We start from the raw sequence: 22791 nt of genomic DNA on the forward strand, positions 1-22791 counted from the left end.
GTAAAGAAGGGAGTTCCCGGCCTGCCTGTACCAGGGCTCCCAAAACGGGGTGAAGCCAGAGGCTTCGGTGTTAAAGAGGGAGTCCTCGGCCTGCCTGTACCGAGGTTCCCGAAAGCGGTGTGGAGCGCGACGCGGTTCGCATCAAGCACCCCGGGTGTAAAGAGGGGATTCTCGGCCTGCCTGTACCAAGGTCCCCGAAACTGGGTTGTACTGGGGTTATTGCAGGGCGCGTGCCAGAGTGGCTAAGTTGTGGAAAAAAATTTCTCCAGAAAGCGCAAAGCCCCGGAATACGGGGCTTTGGTGTTTTCGAGGTTCAGCATTTTCTTAACAAAACGCTTGTTTCGGGCTTGGAACGTGTGCGCGATGCTAGAACAGGGTGCATTGAAGCGGTGCACGATTCTGAGTTTGTGTGGAGGTCCAAATGTGGGAGGGGGCTTGCTCCCGATGGCGGAGTGTCAGTCAGATAGATATCGACTGACACTCCGCCATCGGGAGCAAGCCCCTTCCCACATTAGACCTCGGTAGATTGGAGATCAGGCGTCGTCGCCCTCATCGTCATCACCACCATCGACCTTCATGCCCAACTCCTTGATCTTGCGCGTCAGGGTATTGCGACCCCAACCCAGCAACACGGCGGCATCGCGACGGCGGCCGGCGGTGTGCTTCAGGGCCGTTTCGATCATGATCCGCTCGAACGCCGGCACGGCGCTGTCCAGCAGGTTCGACTGGCCGCGTGCCAGGGCCTGGTCGGCCCATTGGCGCAGTGCCTGCTCCCAGTTGGTCACAGGGGCTGAATCCTGCGGCAGGCTCAGCAGCTCCGGCGGCAGGTCGCCGATGTGCACTTCGCGGCCGGACGCCATCACGGTGATCCAGCGGCAGGTGTTCTCCAGCTGGCGCACGTTGCCGGGCCACGGCAGGTTTTTCAGGTATTCCTCGGTCTCGCTTTTCAGCAACTTTGGCTCGACGGCCAGCTCCTGGGCGGCGCGGCTGAGGAAGTGGCGGGCGAGGGTCGGAATATCTTCGCGGCGGTCCGACATCCGTGGGATGTGGATGCGGATCACGTTGAGACGGTGGAACAAGTCCTCACGGAACTTGCCTGCGTGCACCAGGGTTTCCAGGTTCTGGTGAGTCGCGGCGATGATGCGCACATCGACCTTGACCGGTGTGTGCCCGCCCACGCGGTAAAACTCGCCGTCCGCCAGTACGCGCAGCAAGCGGGTCTGGGTGTCGGCCGGCATGTCGCCGATTTCATCGAGGAACAGCGTGCCGCCGTCCGCCTGTTCGAAACGCCCGCGACGCAGGTTGGCTGCGCCGGTGAACGCGCCTTTCTCATGGCCGAACAGCTCGGACTCCATCAGATCCTTGGGAATCGCCGCCATGTTCAGCGCGATAAACGGCGAGGCCGCGCGCGGGCTGTGGCGGTGCAGGGCGTGGGCCACCAACTCTTTACCGGTGCCCGACTCGCCGTTGATCAGCACGGTAATGTTGGAGTGGCTCAAGCGACCGATGGCGCGAAACACTTCCTGCATCGCCGGCGCTTCACCGATGATTTCCGGGGTGCGGGTCAGGGTCGGCGGGGCTTCCTGGTTCTGCTGTTCCTGGGCGTGCTGGTTGGCGCGCTTGACCAGCGCCACGGCCTCGTCCACGTCAAACGGCTTGGGCAGGTACTCGAAGGCACCGCCCTGATAGGACGCGACAGCGCTGTCCAGATCCGAGTGCGCAGTCATGATGATCACCGGCAGGCGCGGGTGCTGCTCGCGAATCCGCGCCAGCAGGTCCAGGCCACTGGCGCCGGGCATGCGGATGTCGGAGATGATCACGTCGGGCTGCTGACGCGCCAGGCGGCTCATCACCCCGTCGGCGCTGTCGAAGCTCTGGGTGGTCATGCCTTCCTGTTGCAAGGCTTTCTCGAGGACCCAGCGGATAGAACGGTCGTCATCGACGATCCACACAGTTTCACTACGGCTCATGTCGATGAGGCTCCTTGTTCCAGAGGCAGAAAGATCGAGAATGTGGTGTGGCCGGGATGGCTCTCACATTCGATCAGACCCTGGTGCTGGCTGATGATGTTCTGGGTAATGGCCAGGCCCAGCCCGGTACCGTCCGGGCGGCCGCTGACCATGGGAAAGAAGATGGTTTCCTGAAGTTCCGCAGGGATGCCTGGGCCGTTGTCGATGATCTCAACCTTGGTCACCAGGCGATGGCGCACGTGGCCGATGGTGAACTGGCGCAGGGCGCGGGTGCGCAGGCTGATGCGGCCCAGGCGCAACTCGTTCTGGCTGCTGATGGCCTGCATGGCATTGCGTACGATATTGAGCACCGCCTGGATCATTTGCTCGCGGTCGATCAATACGTCGGGAATGCTCGGGTCGTAGTCGCGCACCAAGGTGATGCAACCCTGGCTTTCGGCCTCGACCAACTGACAGACGCGCTCCAGTACTTCGTGCACGTTGGTCATCGCCAGCGACGGCAGCTTGTTGGAGCCGAGCATGCGGTCCACCAGGTTACGCAGGCGGTCAGCCTCTTCGATGATGACGTTGGTGTAGTCCTTGAGGTGCTCGTCCGGCAGCTCGCGCGCCAGCAACTGCGCCGCGCCGCGAATGCCACCCAGCGGGTTCTTGATCTCATGGGCCAGGCCGCGTACCAGCATCTTGCTGGTTTCCTGCTTGGACAGCTGGGCTTCTTCCTTGGTGATTCGCAGCAGGCGGTCGCGGGGGTGCACTTCAAGCAGCAGCAGGGTGGCGCCGTTGCTCAGGATCGGGGTCACGGCGTAGTCGACGGTCAGCGTCTGGCCGGTCAGTGCCGTGAGCATCGCTTCACGCTTGGTGAACGGATGTGCCTGCTCCACGGCTTGGCGCAACGAACTCAAGGCTTCGGCCGACTCGGTGAACAATTCGCTGATGAACTGCCCATGGCTGCGCTGGCCACTGATGGCCAGGAGCATTTCCGCCGCCGGGTTCATGTACTCAAGGCGCAGGTCGTCATTGAGCAGGATGGTCGCGGTGGTCAGGTTGTCGAGTAGCAAACGGTGCAGTGCATCGCTGATGGTCATCGGGACCTCTTTTGGAGCAAGGCGCGGGCTTGAGGCACACGCTGATACAAGGAAAATGCAAAAAACAAACCAAGGCTCCGAAAAGAAGCGTTAAACCCCTGAAATAGGGGTTTAAGGCGCGAAACTGTGGCGTTCTGCCAGCTTGATCGGGAAGTTTCGAACCAAAATGGTGTGAGTCGTTGGGAAGGGTGCAGGATGTCGCACCAATATAGTGCGGTTTTGTGAAGGTTGTTCAGGAAGTGCCGAAATCACACAAATCAAATCTGGGAGGGGTTGCCCCTCTCCCACATTTTTGGATCGGGTTTACAGTTTTAGTCTTTGTAGATACACAGCTCGGCCGTAGCGCGGATCATCGCCAGTTGCCGCAGTGGGTCGTTCAGCGGCTCATGCACTGCTTCGGCCAGCCATTGAGGGCACTGCGGGTCGGTACGTTGTGGGGTGAAGTCCGCCAGTTGTTGCAGCAGGCGTTTTTGCAATTGATCCAGTTGCGGGCGAATCTGCTTCACCAGGTCCGGGCGCGGGTCGTCGGGTGCCTTGCCCTGGAACTGCCAATCGGACAAGTGGGTGTACTGCACCAGCTTGTTTGCCTCGATCTGTGCCGAGAAAAATTGCTCGGCGGCGGCGGGGGCCAGTTTGTAGCTCGGCGCCTGGGCGACGACACTGGCGATCACCTCTTGTTCGCGCTTCTTATCCTCTACAGGTTTTTTGCTGTCCCATTTGCTCAGGGCCACCTGGTCGGCGATCTCCAGGCGTTCGGCGATGCTGTTGAGCAGCGGCTCAAGAGTGGGTGGCGCAGCCAATGCGCTGGCGCTGAAAAACACTAAAGCGAACGCAAGTCGACGTTTCAATGCTGATCTCCTTGTGGGAGGGAGTGGGGGGATTCGGGTTAATTCCCGGGCAAAAAAAGACCTCCCGAAGGAGGCCTTTTTCTTCACGCTGCGTCAAGCAGCGCTACCGGATCAGCAGCTGTAGTACAGCTCGTATTCCAGTGGGTGTACGAAGGTGCGTACTTTGATTTCTTCTTCGCTTTTCAGCTCGATGTAGGCATCGATGAAGTCGTCGCTGAATACGCCGCCTTTGGTCAGGAACGCACGGCCCTTGTCCAGCTCTTCCAGGGCTTCTTTCAGGCTGCCGCACACTTGTGGGATCTCTTTGGCCTCTTCAGGCGGCAGGTCGTACAAGTTTTTGTCGGCGGCGTCGCCAGGGTGGATCTTGTTCTGGATACCGTCCAGGCCAGCCATGACCAGGGCAGCGAAGGCCAGGTATGGGTTGGCTGCCGGATCCGGGAAGCGGGCTTCGATACGGCGAGCGCGCGGGCTGGACACGTAAGGAATACGGATCGAGGCGGAACGGTTGCGAGCCGAGTAGGCCAGCATTACCGGTGCTTCGAAACCTGGGACCAGACGCTTGTAGGAGTTGGTCGACGGGTTGGTGAAGCCGTTCAGGGCCTTACCGTGCTTGATGATGCCGCCGATGAAGTACAGGGCGGTGTCGGACAGGCCGGCATAACCTTCGCCAGCGAAGGTGTTCTTGCCTTCTTTAGCGATGGACAGGTGAACGTGCATACCCGAACCGTTATCGCCGTACAGCGGCTTAGGCATGAAGGTAGCGGTACGGCCGTAGGCATCAGCCACGTTGTGTACGCAGTACTTCAGGGTCTGGACTTCGTCAGCCTTGGCAACCAGGGTGTTGAATTTCACACCGATTTCGTTCTGGCCGGCAGTCGCCACTTCGTGGTGGTGAACTTCGATGACCAGGCCCATTTCTTCCATGGCGTTGCACATGGAGGTACGGATTTCGTGGTCGTGGTCGAACGGCGGAACTGGGAAGTAGCCACCTTTGATGCCTGGACGGTGGCCTTTGTTGCCGCCTTCCACGTCCTGGTCGGACATCCACGAACCTTGTTCGGAGAAAATCTTGAACATGGAACCGGAGATGTCGGACTTGAACTTGACCGAATCAAAGATGAAGAATTCTGGTTCCGGGCCTACGAATACGGTGTCGCCGATACCGGTCGACTTCAGGTATTCCTCGGCACGCTTGGCGATCGCACGTGGGTCGCGGTCGTAGCCTTGCATGGTCGAAGGCTCGATCACGTCGCAGACGATGATCAGGGTTGGGTCTTCGGTGAACGGGTCGAGGACGGCAGTGCTGTCGTCCGGCATCAGGATCATGTCGGAAGCTTCGATGCCTTTCCAGCCAGCGATGGAGGAACCGTCGAACATTTTGCCTTCTTCGAAGAAAGCATCATCCAGCGCGTCGCGAGCCGGCATGGTCACGTGGTGCTGAGTGCCTTTGGTGTCCGTGAAGCGCAGATCAATCCATTTAACGTCATGATCTTTGATGAGTTGAACCGACTTCGACATAGTGTCCTCCGGGTGGCTTCGGGCTGGGGTAGTGGAGTTAGCCCTTAGAATGTGGGTGATGCCGGCGCGGATAGTCCGCCATGGCAACCTGCCTCACAAGAGAGCAAATTGCATGCCAGTGCGCCAACATGGGTTTTTTGCTCCAAAAACGCCCTATAAAAGGTACATAGCGACAAAAGTCCGAAATTCGAGCACTGAAATGTAGCGCCTGGCGATGCAAATGCACCTCTTTAGTGCGTGATGAGTGTTGTGCATATTAACTGGTTAAACCTTGAGCGATTTCCGCTATAATCCGCGCCCCCCTTTTTCGGCAGGCCCTGCGCGCGCTGTTTCCATGAAATTAATCGTTAAAGTCTTCCCCGAGATCACCATCAAGAGCCGACCGGTACGGATGCGTTTCATCCGTCAGTTGGCCAAGAACATCCGTGCCGTGCTCCGCGATCTGGACCCGGCTGTGGTGGTGAACGGTGTGTGGGACAACCTCGAGCTGGAAACCCGCCTGACCGACGCCAAAGCCTTGAAGGACATGACCGAGCGCCTGAGCTGCATGCCGGGTATCGCGCATTTCCTGCAGGTGGATGAGTACCCGCTGGGCGACTTCGACGACATCACCGAAAAATGCAAACGGCACTTCGGCGACAGCCTTGAAGGCAAGATTTTTTCGGTGCGCTGCAAGCGTGCCGGCAAGCACCCATTCAGCTCCATGGACGTCGAGAAATACGTCGGCAGCAAGCTGCGTCGCGAGTGCGGCGCCGCCGGGATTTCCCTCAAGGCGCCGCAAATTGAAGTGCGCATGGAAATTCGCGACCAACGGTTGTTTGTGATTCACAGTCAGCACGACAGCATCGGCGGCTACCCGCTGGGCGCCCTGGAACAGACCCTGGTCCTCATGTCCGGCGGTTTCGATTCCACGGTGGCGGCCTACCAGATCATGCGCCGCGGCCTGATGAGCCACTTCTGCTTCTTTAACCTGGGCGGGCGTGCACACGAATTGGGCGTGATGGAAGTTGCGCACTTTATCTGGAAGAAGTACGGCAGCTCCCAGCGCGTGCTATTTGTGAGCGTACCGTTCGAGGAAGTGCTGGGCGAAATTCTCGGTAAAGTCGATAACAGTCATATGGGCGTAGTTTTGAAGCGTATGATGTTGCGCGCCGCGTCCCGAATCGCCGATCAGTTGCAGATCGACGCACTGGTGACCGGTGAAGCGATTTCCCAGGTTTCCAGCCAGACGCTGCCGAACCTGTCGTTGATCGACTGCGTGACCGAGAAGCTGGTATTGCGCCCGCTGATCGCCAGCCACAAGCAGGACATCATCGACTTGGCAGAAGCAATCGGCACCGCCGACTTTGCCAGGCACATGCCTGAATACTGCGGGGTCATTTCGGTGAACCCCAAGACCCACGCCAAGCGCAACCGCGTGGAGTACGAAGAACAACAGTTTGATATGGCGGTTCTGGAGCGTGCGCTCCAGAACGCCAAGCTGGTCCCGATCGATCGTGTTATCGACGAGTTGGGCCAGGATGTGCAGATCGAAGAAGTTGGCGAAGCCCTGGCCGGTCAGATCGTCATCGACATCCGTCACCCGGATGCCGCTGAAGATGAGCCGCTGGAAGTCGCCGGCATCGACGTACAAACGCTGCCGTTTTATGCATTGAACGCGCGTTTCAAGGAACTGGATAACAGCCGTCAGTACCTGCTGTATTGCGACAAAGGCGTGATGAGTCGCCTGCATGCCCACCATTTGCTCAGTGAGGGGCATGCCAATGTGCGCGTTTATCGACCGAGCTAAGAGCCCGGGGCTGTTTGCCTGTGGCCTGCGTCACCGGCCCCCCGACTCTGCCGTCAAGCTGTAACGGCAAGGCCTGACTCTACTGTTAATCGCTGCCACGACCTGTCAGCACACCGAATCCTCTGATCGAGATACACAAGTGATCGAAAATCTACGTAACATCGCCATCATTGCCCACGTTGACCATGGTAAAACCACCCTGGTAGACAAACTCCTGCGTCAATCCGGCACCCTGGAGCGCAACGAGCTCAACGACGAGCGCGTGATGGACTCCAACGACCAGGAAAAAGAGCGCGGTATTACCATCCTGGCTAAAAACACCGCTATCAACTGGAACGGCTACCACATCAACATCGTGGACACCCCGGGCCACGCCGACTTCGGCGGGGAAGTAGAACGCGTAATGTCGATGGTTGACTCCGTTCTGCTGCTGGTTGACGCTCAAGACGGCCCTATGCCGCAAACCCGTTTCGTGACCAAGAAGGCTTTCGAAGCCGGCCTGCGTCCGATCGTGTGCATCAACAAGGTTGACCGTCCAGGCGCGCGTCCGGACTGGGTTCTGGACCAGATCTTCGACCTGTTCGACAACCTGGGCGCCACCGAAGAGCAACTTGATTTCCAAGTGATCTACGCCTCGGCCCTGAACGGTATTGCCGGTCTGGAACACACCGCCATGGCGGAAGACATGACCCCGCTGTACCAGGCGATCGTTGACCACGTTCCACCACCGAAGGTTGACCGTGACGGTCCGTTCCAGATGCAAATCTCGGCACTGGACTACAACAGCTTCCTGGGTGTTATCGGCGTTGGCCGTATCGCCCGTGGTAGCGTCAAGCCGAACACCCCGGTTGTCGCTATCGGCGCCGACGGCAAGAAGCGTAACGGTCGTATCCTGAAGCTGATGGGTCACCACGGCCTGCACCGTATCGACGTTGAAGAAGCCTTCGCCGGCGACATCGTGTGCGTCAGCGGTATGGACTCGCTGTTCATCTCCGACACCCTGTGCCAGCCGGACACTGTCGAGGCGATGAAGCCTCTAACCGTTGACGAGCCAACCGTTTCCATGACCTTCCAGGTAAACGACTCGCCTTTCTGCGGTAAAGAAGGCAAGTTCGTGACTTCCCGTAACATTAAGGAACGTCTGGACAAAGAGCTGCTGTACAACGTTGCACTGCGCGTTGAAGAAGGCGACTCGGCTGACAAGTTCAAGGTTTCCGGCCGTGGTGAGCTGCACCTCTCGGTACTGATCGAAACCATGCGTCGCGAAGGCTTCGAAATGGGCGTTGGTCGTCCTGAAGTGATCATCCGTACTGTTGACGGCGTGAAGCAGGAACCGTTCGAAAACGTCACCATCGACACCCCTGAAGAATCCCAGGGCAAGGTCATGGAAGAGATGGGCCTGCGTAAGGGCGACCTGACCAACATGGTGCCGGATGGCAAAGGCCGTGTGCGTTTGGAATACAACATCCCTGCTCGTGGCCTGATTGGTTTCCGTAACCAGTTCCTGACCCTGACCAACGGTGCTGGCATCCTGACCTCGATCTTTGATCGCTACGACACCATGAAGTCCGGCGACATGTCCGGCCGTCAGAACGGTGTTCTGGTCTCGGTAGAAACCGGCAAGGCACTGACCTACTCCCTGGAAACCCTCCAGGCGCGTGGCAAGCTGTTCGTTGAACACGGTCAAGAGATCTACAACGGTCAGATCGTTGGCCTGAACAGCCGTGACAACGACATGGGCGTCAACCCAACCAAAGGCAAGAAGCTCGACAACATGCGTGCTTCGGGTAAAGACGAAACCATCGCCCTGGTTCCACCTGTTCGCTTCACCCTGGAACAGGCCCTGGAATTCATCCAGGACGACGAGCTGTGCGAAGTGACGCCGAAGTCGATCCGCCTGCGTAAGAAGATCCTGGACGAAGGCGAGCGTACCCGCGCTGCCAAGAAAGCCAAGAACTGAGTTAACTCAGGCTGAATGAAAAACGCCCCCGGTCGAAAGGCCGGGGGCGTTTTTTTATGTCTGCAGTTTTGGTGGTGGCTGTACCAACCTCATCGGGGTGCAAGCCCCCTCCCACATTTGAAATGCATTCCAATGTGGGAGGGGGCTTGCCCCCGATGGGCCCCTTGAGAGCCCCACAAAACCCGAATCAGAACTTATCGAGGGTCTTGAATTTGGTCTCGCGCACCACTTCCTTCGGCTTGTACGCGCAATACCCCGGCCGCGGCCCGATTTTCGGGTGGTTGCGGCAGGTATCCGGGCGCTTGTCATAAATAGTGCAGAAGCGCGTCTTACGATCCAGGTACAGGCAGTCGTTGTTGCTCATGCGCTGCAGGGTAAAAATCTCGGATTTGTTGTTGTATCGCTCGACGATGCCTTCCTTCTGCAACCGCTTGGCGATGTTCTTCGGCGGGTCGCCGCGCTCGAACTCATCGACGATGCCAATGCGGATCAGGTCCTTGATCTTCACCTCAACCGGCAGTGTGCAGCAGCTGGACACGCAGCCGCCGCACATGTGGGCGGAATATTTCTGCCAAGTCTCGAGACGGTCGAGTTCCGCGGCGGCGATCAGTTGAGGCTTCATCGGGGTTCCAAAAGGTGGGGCTGTATCCGGGCGCGCGATAATACCGGGATTGGTGTTTTTTTGAACAATATTTTGCGTATTTCAGCTCAAAGGCTTGGACATGGGCAGATCGGGCACGACCCCTGCATCAAATGCCTGTAAAGGTGAATGAGTTAAAAAACTGCCGAACCAGAGCGTCTACCGTCTGTCAGACCGACTAGGCTCTAGCAACTCCTTCAATCTCGCCCGAGGTCGCACCGATGTCTCAGGAACCGCTTGCACGAGAAGCAGAGGTAGCCGCATTCCGCGATGCTGTCTTGACCAAACTCACCTACGCGGTGGGCAAAGACCCGGACCATGCCTTCGACCACGACTGGTTCGAAGCCATTGCCCTGGCCGCCCGCGACCAGATGGTCGACCACTGGATGGACCACACGCGGCGTATCTACCGTAAAGGCCAGAAGCGGGTTTATTACCTCTCCCTGGAATTCCTTATCGGCCGTCTGCTCTACGACAGCCTGAGCAACCTCGGCGTGCTGGAGATCGCTCGCGAAGCGCTGTCTGAGCTCGGTGTGGACCTCGAACGCATCCGCCTGCTCGAGCCCGACGCGGCGCTCGGCAACGGCGGCCTGGGCCGTCTGGCGGCGTGCTTTATGGAAAGCATGTCGACCTTGGGCATCGCCGGCCACGGCTATGGCATTCGTTATGAGCACGGTTTGTTCCGCCAGGCGATTGTCGATGGCTGGCAGCAGGAGCAGACCGAGCGCTGGCTGGATTTCGGCAACCCGTGGGAATTCGAACGGGCCGAGGTGATTTACCCGATTGGCTTTGGCGGCAGCGTCGAGACCCTGCCGGATGCCTCCGGCAAGCAGATCCAGGTGTGGACGCCCAACGAAACCGTGCGCGCGGTTGCCTACGACACCCCGGTGGTCGGTTGGCGCGGTGCCAGCGTGAATACCTTGCGTCTGTGGCGTGCCCGTGCGGTGGAAGACCTGCACCTGGAACGCTTCAACGCCGGTGACCATTTGGGCGCCGTCGCCGAAGTGGCCCGCGCCGAGAGCATCTCCCGAGTGCTTTACCCGGCGGACAGCACCGAAGCGGGGCAGGAACTGCGCCTGCGCCAGGAATACTTTTTCGTCGCCGCCTCCTTGCAGGACCTGTTGCGTCGCCACAAGAACATGCACGGCTCGGTCCTGAGCCTGGGTGAACACGCGGCGATCCAGCTCAACGACACCCACCCCTCGATCGCCGTGGCCGAGTTGATGCGCCAGTTGGTCGACCTGCACGACATTCCGTGGGAAGCCGCGTGGGATGTCACCGTCGAAACCCTGTCGTACACCAACCACACCCTGTTGCCCGAAGCCCTGGAAACCTGGCCGGTCGGCCTGATGGAACGCATGCTGCCCCGGCACATGCAGATCATCTACCTGATCAACGCCCAGCACATCGATGCGCTGCGCGCCAAGGGTATTCATGACTTCGACGTGCTGCGCGCCGTCTCCCTGATCGAAGAAGACAACGGCCGCCGTGTGCGCATGGGGAACCTGGCGTTCCTCGGCTCCCACAGCGTCAACGGCGTGTCCGGCCTGCACACCCAACTGATGCGCAGCACAGTGTTCTCCGAACTGCACAAGCTCTACCCCGAGCGCATCAACAACAAAACCAACGGCATTACCTTCCGCCGCTGGCTGTACCAGGCGAACCCCAAGCTCACCGATATGCTGGTGGACGCCTTGGGCCCGGACATTCTCGACAACATGGAAACCCGCCTGGGCGAGTTGGAAACCTTCGCCGAGAAACAGGCCTTCCGCAAAGCCTTCGCCGACCAGCGCCTGCACAGTAAGCGTGCACTGGCCGAGATCATCCATGAGCGCCTGGGCATTTCGGTGAACCCGGCCGCGATGTTCGACGTGCAGGTCAAGCGTATTCACGAATACAAGCGCCAACTGCTGAACCTGCTGCACACCGTGGCGCTGTACCAGGCGATCCGTGCCGAGCCGGGCACCGACTGGGTGCCACGGGTGAAGATCTTCGCGGGCAAGGCGGCGGCCAGTTATCACCAGGCCAAGTTGATCATCAAGCTGACCAACGACATCGCGCGCACCGTCAACAACGACCCGACCGTGCGCGGCTTGCTCAAGGTGGTGTTCCTGCCCAACTACAACGTCAGCCTGGCGGAAAGCATCATCCCGGCGGCGGACTTGTCGGAGCAGATCTCCACCGCCGGCTTTGAAGCATCGGGCACCAGTAACATGAAGTTCGGCCTCAACGGCGCGCTGACCATCGGCACCATGGACGGCGCCAATGTGGAAATGCACGAGCGCGTAGGGGCCGATCACATGTTTATCTTCGGCCTCAGCGCGCAGCAGGTCGAGGCGCGTAAACATGCCGGTGAATTCAACGCCGGGCCCGACATTGCTGCGTCCCATCGTCTGAACGACGTGCTGCAAGCGATTCGGGGCGGGGTGTTTTCGCCGGATGATCCGGGCCGCTATGTGGGCTTGATCGACGGGTTGATCGACTACGACCGATTCCTGGTCTGTGCCGATTTCGATTCCTACTGGGATGCCCAGGCGCGGGTCGAGGCGCATTGGCATGATTCCAAGGCGTGGTGGCGTTCGGCGGTGCTCAATACCGCACGGATGGGCTGGTTCTCGTCGGACCGGACGATCCGCGAGTACGCTACCGAGATCTGGAAAGCCCTGGACTAAACACTGCGATAGCAAATGTGGGAGGGGGCTTGCTCCCGATAGCAGAGTGTCAGTTTGCAGATATGTCGACTGGTACACCGCTATCGGGAGCAAGCCCCCTCCCACATTAGGTCCGCGTCGATATACTGAGCGCCGGTTTGCTTAGGGAATATCGACCATGCAATGGATTTTCATGCTGATTGGCCTGGTGCTCGGCTGGACGCTCGATGAGTCGTTCTACGATGCGGGCATCGGTGCGCTGTTGGGGTTGGGCATTGGCCAGGCGATTCGCCTGTCCAAGCTGGCGACCCAGGCGCAGCAGCAGGCTGCTCAGTTGGAAACCACGCAGAAGGCGCTGATCGCCCTGGGTGAGCGCCTGCGGCAACTGGAAATACCCACGTCGACGAGCCCTGTCATTGTCGAAACACCTGTCCCTGAGCCGGCACCTGTCGCCAAGGCGCCTGAACTGGTGTGGGAGCTGCCGGCTGAATTGGCGCCTGTCGCGATGGTCGCCGAACCGAGCCAACCACTGCCGGATGACGTCTGGACGCCTGCCCCGACGCCACGCCCGCCTCAAGAACCTGTCGCTCCCCGTGGCCCCAACCTGATCGAACGTGCCATCAGCGGCGCACGCAATTGGCTGTTTGGTGGCAACACCGTGCTGCGTGTCGGCGTGGTCCTGCTGTTCCTCGGCCTGGCCTTCCTGCTGCGCTACGCCACCGAAGGCATGGTGGTGCCGATCGAGCTGCGTTACGCCGGGGTTGCTGCAGCGGCCCTTGGCCTGCTGGGCCTTGGCTGGTGGCTGCGGCTGCGCAACAGCAACTACGGCTTGATGCTGCAAGGCACCGGCATTGCGGTGCTGTACCTGACGGTGTTTGCCGCGATGCGCCTGCACCCGTTGATCGACCCGAGCGCGGCGCTGGGCTTGCTGGTAGCGGTCACGGTGTTCTCGGCGATCCTGGCGATTACCCAGGATGCGTTGGGACTGGCCTGTGCGGCAGCGCTCGGCGGCTTCGCGGCACCGATCCTGACGTCGACCGGCGCCGGCAACCACGTCGTGCTGTTCAGTTATTTTGCCCTGCTCAACGCCGGTATCCTTGCCATCGCGTGGTTCAAGGCCTGGCGCTTGCTCAACCTGATCGGCTTTGTCGGCACCTTCGGTATCGGCTTTGCCTGGGGCATGCGTTCCTATGCGCCGGAACTGCTGTGGAGTACCGAGCCGTTCCTGATCCTGTTTTTCCTGATGTACCTGGCTATCGGCCTGTTGTTCGCCCGGCGCAAGTTGCGGGAGATGGGCGATGCACCCGAAGGCCGTGATGCGTTATTGCGCTGGTCGGCATCCAAAGGCGATTACGTCGACGGCAGCATGCTGTTCGGTCCGCCGCTGGTGGGTTTTGGCCTGCAATTCGCGCTGGTCCAGCACCTTGAGTTCGCCGCTGCGTTCAGCGCGCTGGGCCTGGGCATCCTCTACATGAGCCTGGCCCGCGTGCTCAGTGGCGGGCGCGCCTTGCTGCTGGCGGAAACCTGCCTGGCCTTGGGCGTGATCTTTGCCAGCCTGGCGATTCCCCTGGGCCTTGATGCACGCTGGACCGCCGCCGCCTGGGCCGTGGAGGGCGCCGGGATCTTCTGGCTCGGCTTGCGTCAGCAGCGGCCGTTGGCGCGGGCATTTGGCCTGTTGCTGCAATTGGGCTCGGCGCTGGCGTTTCTCAGTGAACTGCGCATCGGCGAACACACGCTGCTGGAGGGGGCGCCCTTGGGGGCGCTGTTGTTGGGCGCGGCGTTGTTGTTCAGCTTCGACCAACTGCGCAGGGCCACGCTGGAGCAGGCGGCAGACTGGGAGCGCAAGGGCCTGCCGGTTCTGGCCAGCTTCGGCCTGATCTGTGTGTACTTGCTCGCGCCGCTGCTGTTGCTGACTCAAGGCGTTGCCATCAGTTGGGCGCTCGCGGGTCTGGCGACACTGTTTATCGGCTTGCGGATTGGCTCGCGCACCTTCCTGTTCACGGCGTTTGCCGTGCAACTGCTGGGCGGGGCGTTGTTCCTGCTGCGCTTGCAAGGCGGCGACTCGGCAGCGGTATTCAACGCCGGCTGGAACGGCCTGCTCACCGCGTCGTTGATCGGCCTGGCGTTGATCGGCGGCATGCTGCTGGCGGCGCGTGACGACATGGTACGCAGCGATGTGCGCCTGTTGCGCGGGCTGTCCGTGGTGCTGTTGGCCGGGTTGGTGCTGATCAATCTCGCCGTGTTGTTTGTACTGCCATGGGAAAGCGCCAGTGGTGTGTGGGCGGCCAGTGGGTTGTTGATCATCTGGTTGAGCCTGTACCTGCAACAGCGCGTCAGTTTCGTGTTTGGGTTACTGCTGCAAGTGATCGGCGGCGCGTCGTTCCTGCTGGCGGTGCCGGAGTTGCTCGGGCCTCTGAGCAGCGAGGGTTTGCGTCCACTGGGGCATAGCGGTTTCTGGACGCCGATGGTGTTGGGCCTGGCCGCCTTGATCGGTGCCTGGCGCTTGCAACGTGAGCCCCATGCGCCGGTGTTTGCCGTACTCAAGCTGCAACGCCTGTCTGACCTGCTGCTGGTGTGGGGCGCGGCGTGGTGGGCGTTGGCGCTGATCGCTGAAGTGCTGCGGTTTATTCCCGACGAGCTCCAGGGCTCGTTCCTGCTGGGTATAGCGGCGGTCAGCGTGGCGATCTGGGCGCTGCTCGCGACGCGGCTGCGCTGGGCATCGCTGGGCGTGTTGTGCATCTTGTTGATGCCGGCGGCGGGCCTGGTGCTGCTGGTGTCCGCGCATCACTATTACCACCCGGCGGCGCAGTACGGCTGGCTCGCCTGGTTGGCGGTATTTGGCGTGCATTTCATCGCGCTGCGGCGTTTGGCGACGGTGGTGCCGGCCAACGTCCTGAGCGTTGCTCATGTGTTGGGTTGCTGGATGTTGATCGGTGTATTGGCGCTGGAACTGCGCTACGGCCTGTTGTTGCTGTCGAGCGAATACAACGCCTGGCGCTGGTTGGGCTGGGCGATCCTGCCAAGTCTGTATCTGGTGCTGGCTGCTGCACCGCGCAACTGGCCGTGGCCGGTGTCGGCGTATCCACGGGAATATCGAGTGCTGGCGGCACTCCCATTGGCGGTGCTGATGCTGGGCTGGTTCTGGCTGGCGAATACCTTCAGCGACGGCACGGCCAAGCCGTTGCCCTATGTGCCGTTGCTCAACCCGCTGGATCTGGGCTTGCTGTTTGCGCTGCTGGGCGTGTACCTGTGGTCGCGCAGCGTGGCGCCGCAGCGAGGGCCACGCGCTGAATTGATCGCCCAAGGCATTGCGGGTATCTCGTTGTTCGCGTTCTTTACGGCCCTGGTGATGCGCACCGCACACCACTGGGGCGGCGTGCCGTTCCATCTGGATGCGTTGCTGGAGTCGATGTTGGTGCAAGCGGGCCTGTCGATTGTCTGGACCTTGATCGCCCTCGGCCTGATGATCGGCGGCCACCTGCGCCATCGCCGCGAAGTGTGGCTGATCGGCGCGGCGCTGATCGCGGTGGTGGTGGCCAAGCTGTTCTTTGTCGAGCTGAGCAACCGTGGCGGCCTGGCGCGGATCGTGTCGTTTATCGGCGTAGGCGGGTTGTTGCTGGTGGTGGGCTACTTTGCGCCGCTGCCGCCCAAGCGTGCCGAACCTGTGTTGGAAACTGAAGGAGCATCCTCTTGATCGGTAAGTTGAGCGTGGTCGTGCTGGGCATGTGTACGACGTTTTCGGTGTGGGCGCAGGAAACGCCGGCCGACTTCAGCAGCCAGGTGCCGCTGAGCGTCAGCGGCAACGGCCCCTGGTATCGCCTTGAGTTGCCGTTGGCCGTGCAACTGAATGCGCGCCAGGCTGACCTCAGCGATGTGCGCGTTTTTAACGCTGCCGGTGAACCCCAGGCCTACGCGCTGTCGCATCAAGCGTCGCAACGCACCGAACGTCGTGAAGTCACCGACGTGAAGTGGTTTCCGCTGTACGCCGCCGACACCCAGGCAACCTTGCCCGGTGTCGTGATGAAAACCACGGCCGAAGGCACCCTGGTGGAAATCAAACCGTCCACCGCACCGAAGCCGGGCAAGCAGGTGCTGCGCGGCTGGGTGCTCGACGCCAGTAGGATCAAGGCGCCGTTGCAGCAGTTGAGCCTGGACTGGAGTCGCGAGCAAGAGGGCTTCCAGCGCTTCAGCATTGAAGCCAGTGATGACTTGCAGCACTGGGAATCCTGGGGGGATGGGCAAGTGGCGCGTTTGTCGTTTGCCGACGAGCGGGTCGAGCAGCATGACGTCAGCTTGCCGGGGCAATCCGCGCGTTACCTGCGCCTGGTGTGGAAGGGGCAAGCGGCGCCGTTGCTGACCTCGGCCAAGTTGGCCAGTGCAACCAGCAGCAGCCTGCCGATGCCGCTGGTATGGTCGCAGCCGCTCTCGGGCGCGCGGCTCAAGGCGGGCGAGTACAGCTGGAAGCTGCCCACCGGGCTGGGTGTCGAGCGCTTGCGTATCGAGTTGAAGCAGCCCAATACGCTGGCGCCGGTGACCTTGGCGGGGCGACGCGATGGCAATCAGGCCTGGCAGCCGTTGAGCAATGGTTTGCTGTATCGCCTGACCCAGAATGGCCAGGACGTGGTGCAGGACGAATTGCAGCTGCCCGGCCAGACGGTCACCGAACTCAAGTTGCAGGTCGACGAGCGCGGCGGCGGCCTGGGCGTCGAAGCGCCGGCCCTGCACTTCGCGGTGCGCGCCACGCAGTTGGTGTTCCTGGCGCGGGGCGAGCCACCGTTCACGCTGGCTTTGGGGAATGCCTCGGCGAAGGCGGCGAACCTGCCGCTGTCGACGCTGATCCCCGATTACAACGCCGAGCGCCTCAACACGATGGGTCAGGCCAAGGTGGCCGGGGCCGTCGTGGTCACTTCGCCGGTGGTCACAGCGGCTGTCGACAGCGGGCCGAACTGGAAAACATTCGGACTCTGGGCCGTGTTACTGCTCGGCGTGGCAGCACTGGGAGCCATGGCCTACAGTTTGCTGCGCAAGCCGCCGGTGGCACGTTAAATAAAGTCCATGAACTCTATTGGGTTTTAATCCTCTGATAGGAGGAAATACGCCCCGACTCGCGTTAAACTGCGCGGGTTTTTAGCCCCCCCCATTCATCGGAGCCTTCCATGTCCCGCGTTACCTTGAGTCGCTATTTGATTGAGCAGACCCGCAGCAACAACACGCCTGCCGATCTGCGCTTCCTTATCGAAGTGGTGGCGCGTGCTTGCAAGGAAATCAGCCACGCCGTATCCAAAGGCGCATTGGGTGGTGTCCTGGGCAGCATGGGCACTGAAAACGTGCAGGGCGAAGTCCAGAAGAAGCTCGACGTGATCTCCAACGAGATCCTGCTCGAAGCCAACGAATGGGGCGGTCACCTGGCCGGCATGGCGTCCGAAGAAATGGACAATGCCTACCAGATCCCGGGCAAATACCCGAAGGGCGCCTACCTGCTGGTGTTCGACCCACTGGACGGTTCGTCCAACATCGACATCAACGCCCCGGTTGGCACCATCTTCTCGGTACTGCGTTGCCCGAGCGAATACCTGAGCCAGAACGAAGCCCTGAACGAAAAGGCCTTCCTGCAGCCAGGCACCGAGCAGGTCGCTGCCGGCTACGCGATCTACGGCCCACAGACCATGCTGGTGCTGACCTTGGGCGATGGCGTCAAAGGCTTCACCCTGGACCGTGAAATGGGCAGCTTCGTCCTCACCCATGAAGACATCACCATCCCGGCTTCCACCCAGGAATTCGCGATCAACATGTCCAACCAGCGTCACTGGGAAGAACCGGTCAAGCGCTACGTGAACGAGTTGATGGAAGGCGAAGAAGGCCCGTTGAAGAAGAACTTCAACATGCGTTGGGTCGCCGCGATGGTGGCCGACGTGCACCGTATCCTGACCCGTGGCGGCCTGTTCATGTACCCACGCGACAGCCGCGAGCCGTCCAAGCCGGGCAAACTGCGCCTGATGTACGAAGCCAACCCGATGTCCTTCCTGGTAGAACAGGCGGGTGGTGCGTCCACCGACGGTCACCAGCGCATTCTCGATATCCAGCCCGACGGCTTGCACCAGCGTGTGGCGGTGTTCCTGGGGTCCAAGGAAGAAGTTGAGCGTGTGACCGCTTACCACAAGAAGTAACCTGCTGCGATAAGTGAACGGCATTGTTGTGAGCCGGTTCACCCTTAAAGAAGCCCCGAAACGTTTCAGCGTTTTCGGGGCTTTTTTGTTTTCGTTCGTCGGGAACCAGACACCTCTTTTCCCTTCTAAGCTTCTGGCAGATACCCAGGCTGCTTCGTCCCTCCAGGAGTTATTCCATGTCGTTACGCCGTCTCGCTTTGCTGGCTTTTTGCGTGCTGTTGGCCGCTTGCAGCAAGGTCAATCAAGAAAACTACGAAAAATTGTCGGCTGGCATGGCCAAGACAGAAGTCGAGTCGTTGTTGGGTAAGCCGACCGATTGCTCAGGCGCACTGGGCATGTCCAGCTGCACGTGGGGCGATAAAAACAGCTTTATCAGCGTTCAATATGCCGGTGACAAAGTTCTGATGTTTTCCGGGCAAGGCCTGAAGTAAACCGGGGCGAGAGCCTGCGGGAGAAGAAGAATGATGCGTTTTGTTTTGTTCCTTTGCGCCAGCCTGTTTTTGGCGGGCTGCGCCAGCCATTCTGGCGATGATCTGCAACCCAAGACAGCGAGCAACGTCAACCTCAAGCGTTACCAGGGCACCTGGTATGAGTTGGCTCGATTGCCGATGTACTTCCAGCGCAACTGCGCGCAATCCGAAGCCCGCTACACATTGCTGCCTGATGGCGATATGTCGGTATTCAACCGCTGTCTCACCACCGAGTGGAAGTGGGAAGAAGCCAAGGGCACGGCCACGCCGCAGGTGCCTGGCAAGACCGACAAGCTCTGGGTGGAATTCAATAACTGGTTTACGTCACTGCTGCCTGGCGTCGCCAAGGGCGACTACTGGGTGCTGTATGTCAGCGACGACTACAAGACCGCCATCGTCGGCAGCCCGAGCCGGCGCTATATGTGGATCCTGTCACGCACGCCGACGGTCAGTGCGGACACCCGCGAAGACCTGTTGAGCAGGGCGCGGCAACAAGGGTATGACACCACGCGTTTGATCTGGCGTACGTCGGATAAGCAGATGGCGAAGACCTCGCAATAATTCTGGATCGCCACAAATCCAATTGTGGGAGGGGCAAGCCCCCTCCCACATTTTTTAACCGAGTAACTCTCTTAAGACCTGCGTAAACGCCCGGCTGCTTTCTTCTTCGCCGGCGTGCCGCCCATCGCGCACTACCCACTTGCCGTTGACCAGCACATCGCGCACCTGCCGATCACCGCCGGCAAACAGCCAGCGATTGAGGATGCCGTCTTCTGTCGCTGTCGCCAGGTAAGGGTCGTTACCGTCCAGCACGATCCAATCCGCACGCTTGCCCACTTCCAGTCGACCTATCGGCTGTCCCAGCGCCTGTGCGCCACCGTCCAGCGCCGCATCGAACAACGTACGGCCGACCATCGGCTGGTCGCTGCGATACAAGCGGTTGCGCCGTTGATCGCGCAGGCGTTGGCCGTATTCCAGCCAGCGCAGTTCTTCCACCACGCTCAGTGACACATGGCTGTCGGAACCGATGCCCAGGCGTCCGCCCTGGGCGAGGAAATCCACGGCCGGGAAAATCCCGTCGCCCAGGTTCGCCTCGGTGGTCAGGCACAAGCCGGCAATCGCGCGGCTCTTGGCCATGCGCGTCACTTCTTCAGGATCCGCATGGGTGGCGTGCACCAGGCACCAGCGCTCATCGACCTCGACATTGTCATACAGCCATTGCAATGGGCGTTTTCCGCTCCAGGCCAGGCAGTCGTCGACTTCCTTTTGCTGTTCGGCAATGTGGATATGCACCGGGCAAGTCTTGTCACTGGCAGCCAGGACTTCATTGATTTGTTGTGGCGTGACCGCGCGCAGGGAGTGGAAGCACAAGCCCAGTTGCTGCGCCGGTTGTGCCGCAAGGATCGGTTGCAGGCGCGACTGCAGGTCCAGGTAGTTTTCGGTGCTGTTGATAAACCGTCGCTGGCCTTCGTTCGGCGCCTGCCCACCAAAACCTGAGTGGGTGTAGAGCACGGGCACCAAGGTCAAGCCAATCCCGCTGCTGGCGGCCGCCTGGCTGATCTGCCGGGACAGTTCCGTACGGTCGGCGTAGGGCTGGCCGCTGACGTCATGATGCACATAGTGAAATTCGGCCACCGAGGTGTAACCGGCCTTGAGCATCTCGATGTACAGCTGGCGGGCGATCACCTGCAGTTGCTCCGGGCTGATCTTGCCGACCATGCGGTACATCAGGTCGCGCCAGGTCCAGAAACTGTCATTCGGGTTGCCGGCCACTTCGGCCAACCCTGCCATCGCGCGCTGGAAAGCGTGGGAGTGCAGGTTCGGCATGCCCGCCAGCACCGGGCCCCTGAGCCGTTCGGCACCGTCTGCGCTGGCGTTGGCCTCAACCTGTGTCAGCAGGCCATCGGCGCTGACTTCAAGACGTACATCGTTGGCCCATCCATTAGGCAGCAGCGCGCGTTCGGCAAAGAAAGCGGACATGATTAGAGCACCCCGGTCGTGTGTTTATTTGTATATACATATACAGACGTTTGCCTGCTCGGTAAACTCCGGCAATCTATGCATCTTTTCCCCCTGCAAGGATTCCCTGTGCCGACTCCGCCCGCCAAGTCTTCACTGGCTGCCCACATGGACGAAAGTCCGGCGCCCTTGTACGCCCGTGTCAAACAGATGATCAGCCAGCAGATCCTCAACGGCAACTGGCCACCCCATTACCGTGTACCGTCGGAAAGCGAACTGGTCAGCCAGTTGGGCTTCAGCCGCATGACCATCAATCGCGCCCTGCGTGAGCTCACCGCCGAAGGTTTGCTGGTGCGCATGCAAGGCGTCGGCACGTTCGTCGCCGAGCCCAAGAGCCAGTCAGCGCTGTTTGAAGTGCACAACATTGCCGATGAGATCGCCTCCCGCGGTCATCGGCATACGTGCCGCGTCATCCACCTGGGCGAAGAGGCCGCCGGTTCCGAGCGCGCCGTCGCCCTGGAAATGCGCGAAGGCGGGCGGGTGTTCCACTCGTTGATCGTGCATTACGAAAACGATATTCCCGTGCAAATCGAGGACCGTTTCGTCAACGCCCTGGTCGCGCCGGAATACCTGCAACAGGACTTCACCCTGCAAACCCCCTATGCCTATCTCAACCAGGTGGCGCCGTTGACCGAAGGCGAGCACGTGGTCGAAGCGATTCTCGCCGACGCTGCCGAGTGCGAGTTGCTGCAGATCGAGCCGAGCGAGCCGTGCCTGTTGATTCGTCGACGCACCTGGTCCGGCCGTCAGCCGGTGACTGCCGCGCGTTTGATCCACCCCGGTTCCCGCCACAGCCTGGAAGGACGGTTCAGTAAATGAGTGCAGTGAAAGTCTGGCGCGCCGCCGATTACGTGCGCATGCCGTGGAAAAACGGCGGCGGCAGCACCGAAGAAATCACCCGCGATGCGGGCGAGGGCCTGGAAGGTTTCGGCTGGCGCCTGTCGATTGCCGATATCGGTGAGTCTGGCGGGTTTTCCACCTTCGCCGGCTACCAGCGCGTGATCACCGTGATCAAAGGCGCAGGCATGGTGCTGACCGTGGATGGCGAGGAACAGCGCGGACTGTTACCGCTGCAACCGTTCGCCTTCAAGGGCGACAGCCAGGTGTCATGCCGCCTGATTACCGGGCCGATCCGCGACTTCAACCTGATCTACTCGCCTCAGCGTTACCATGCGCGGTTGCAGTGGGTGGATGGTGTGCAGCGGTTTTTCAGCACGGCGCAGACGGTGCTGGTGTTCAGCGTGGCGGATGAAGTGAAGGTGCTGGACGAGGTACTGGGCCATCACGATTGCCTGCAAGTGGACGGTAACAGCGGTCTGCTGGATATTTCCGTCACGGGTCGCTGCTGCATCATCGAACTGACCCCGCAGGGTTAAAAAATGTGGGAGGGGGCTTGCTCCCGATAGCGGTGGATCAGTGGGTATATCCTGGGCTGACACACCGCAATCGGGAGCAAGCCCCCTCCCACATTTGTTTCTCACTGTTCTTGCGATCTGTTTCCAGCTCCCGCACCAATTTGTTACCGAACGCCCCAGCGTGGCGCAAAACCGCACTGTGGTGACAAACCTCCCGCGCTACAAAACGCCTTCGTAAGAAATTTCATCATGCCTCGAAGCCTTAATTTCCGAGGCTCGCACACGCTTTCCAAAAAAATCCAATCACCTCGCTCAGAAAGTT

The 22791-nt window shown here is 60.4% G+C and carries 16 protein-coding genes; 10 read left to right on the forward strand and 6 right to left on the reverse strand.

Annotated features, from left to right (window positions below; all coding sequences use genetic code 11):
- Positions 1-533: 533 nt before the first annotated feature.
- From ntrC to glnA, 4 genes are all read right to left on the reverse strand, one after another.
- The gene (gene ntrC / locus ACHPFG_RS02610) at positions 534-1970 is read right to left on the reverse strand and encodes a nitrogen regulation protein NR(I) (RefSeq protein ID WP_027605069.1); all 1437 of its coding nucleotides are present in this window, start codon (positions 1968-1970) and stop codon (positions 534-536) included.
- Positions 1967-3052 carry a nitrogen regulation protein NR(II) gene (gene glnL, locus ACHPFG_RS02615; RefSeq protein ID WP_131696908.1) on the reverse strand — a complete coding sequence of 362 codons (1086 nt, stop codon included), beginning with the start codon at positions 3050-3052 and terminating at the stop codon, positions 1967-1969. Before glnL ends, ntrC begins: the two co-directional genes overlap by 4 nt.
- 311 nt (positions 3053-3363) lie before the next feature.
- Positions 3364-3900 carry a chorismate mutase gene (locus ACHPFG_RS02620; protein ID WP_145335877.1) on the reverse strand — a complete coding sequence of 179 codons (537 nt, stop codon included), beginning with the start codon at positions 3898-3900 and terminating at the stop codon, positions 3364-3366.
- A gap of 111 nt (positions 3901-4011) precedes the next feature.
- On the reverse strand, positions 4012-5418 hold the full coding sequence (gene glnA / locus ACHPFG_RS02625) for a glutamate--ammonia ligase (RefSeq protein WP_024072899.1): 1407 nt from the start codon (positions 5416-5418) through the stop codon (positions 4012-4014).
- Positions 5419-5752: 334 nt separating this feature from the next.
- Between glnA and thiI the strand changes: the two genes are divergently transcribed.
- Together thiI and typA are read left to right on the forward strand one after the other, a co-directional pair.
- A complete protein-coding gene (gene thiI / locus ACHPFG_RS02630) occupies positions 5753-7207 on the forward strand; it encodes a tRNA uracil 4-sulfurtransferase ThiI (protein WP_431701540.1) in 1455 nt (484 codons plus the stop codon).
- 139 nt (positions 7208-7346) lie between these two features.
- Entirely contained in the window at positions 7347-9167 is a 1821-nt protein-coding gene (gene typA, locus ACHPFG_RS02635) for a translational GTPase TypA (RefSeq protein WP_024072901.1), read from the forward strand.
- Positions 9168-9354: 187 nt separating this feature from the next.
- Here typA and ACHPFG_RS02640 read toward each other — a convergent pair whose 3' ends face one another.
- The gene (locus ACHPFG_RS02640; RefSeq protein WP_024072902.1) at positions 9355-9789 is read right to left on the reverse strand and encodes a YkgJ family cysteine cluster protein; all 435 of its coding nucleotides are present in this window, start codon (positions 9787-9789) and stop codon (positions 9355-9357) included.
- A gap of 239 nt (positions 9790-10028) precedes the next feature.
- Here ACHPFG_RS02640 and ACHPFG_RS02645 point away from each other — a divergent pair, with 239 nt between their 5' ends.
- The 6 genes from ACHPFG_RS02645 to ACHPFG_RS02670 all read left to right on the forward strand — a co-directional run bounded on the left by ACHPFG_RS02645 (position 10029) and on the right by ACHPFG_RS02670 (position 19656).
- Complete coding sequence (locus tag ACHPFG_RS02645) at positions 10029-12479, forward strand: glycogen/starch/alpha-glucan phosphorylase (protein ID WP_131696904.1); 2451 nt, start codon at positions 10029-10031, stop codon at positions 12477-12479.
- Positions 12480-12636: 157 nt separating this feature from the next.
- Positions 12637-16152 (forward strand): DUF2339 domain-containing protein, encoded by a 3516-nt coding sequence (locus ACHPFG_RS02650; protein ID WP_431701541.1) that lies wholly within the window; start codon positions 12637-12639, stop codon positions 16150-16152.
- Positions 16152-17504, forward strand: coding sequence for a DUF3999 domain-containing protein (locus ACHPFG_RS02655; protein ID WP_431703430.1), 1353 nt, complete (start codon positions 16152-16154; stop codon positions 17502-17504). The genes ACHPFG_RS02650 and ACHPFG_RS02655 overlap by 1 nt, the downstream gene beginning before the upstream one ends.
- Positions 17505-17614: 110 nt before the next feature.
- Positions 17615-18625 (forward strand): class 1 fructose-bisphosphatase, encoded by a 1011-nt coding sequence (locus ACHPFG_RS02660; protein ID WP_131696902.1) that lies wholly within the window; start codon positions 17615-17617, stop codon positions 18623-18625.
- 176 nt (positions 18626-18801) lie between these two features.
- Positions 18802-19056 carry a hypothetical protein gene (locus ACHPFG_RS02665; protein WP_131696901.1) on the forward strand — a complete coding sequence of 85 codons (255 nt, stop codon included), beginning with the start codon at positions 18802-18804 and terminating at the stop codon, positions 19054-19056.
- A gap of 30 nt (positions 19057-19086) precedes the next feature.
- Positions 19087-19656: a lipocalin family protein gene (locus tag ACHPFG_RS02670; protein ID WP_027605060.1), complete on the forward strand. Its 570-nt coding sequence runs from the start codon at positions 19087-19089 to the stop codon at positions 19654-19656.
- 54 nt (positions 19657-19710) lie between these two features.
- Here the strand turns inward: ACHPFG_RS02670 and ACHPFG_RS02675 are convergent, their stop codons facing one another.
- Positions 19711-21075: a formimidoylglutamate deiminase gene (locus ACHPFG_RS02675; protein ID WP_340053389.1), complete on the reverse strand. Its 1365-nt coding sequence runs from the start codon at positions 21073-21075 to the stop codon at positions 19711-19713.
- A 147-nt stretch (positions 21076-21222) separates the two neighbouring features.
- On the opposite strand from ACHPFG_RS02675, the gene hutC reads away from it, so the two are divergent.
- Both hutC and ACHPFG_RS02685 read left to right on the forward strand, forming a co-directional pair.
- Complete coding sequence (gene hutC / locus ACHPFG_RS02680; protein WP_237683111.1) at positions 21223-21933, forward strand: histidine utilization repressor; 711 nt, start codon at positions 21223-21225, stop codon at positions 21931-21933.
- On the forward strand, positions 21930-22490 hold the full coding sequence (locus ACHPFG_RS02685; protein ID WP_431701542.1) for a HutD/Ves family protein: 561 nt from the start codon (positions 21930-21932) through the stop codon (positions 22488-22490). The genes hutC and ACHPFG_RS02685 overlap by 4 nt, the downstream gene beginning before the upstream one ends.
- Positions 22491-22791: the final 301 nt, after the last annotated feature.

This window comes from Pseudomonas sp. BR20 (assembly GCF_050780135.1).
In the GTDB taxonomy this organism is placed as follows: Bacteria; Pseudomonadota; Gammaproteobacteria; order Pseudomonadales; family Pseudomonadaceae; genus Aquipseudomonas.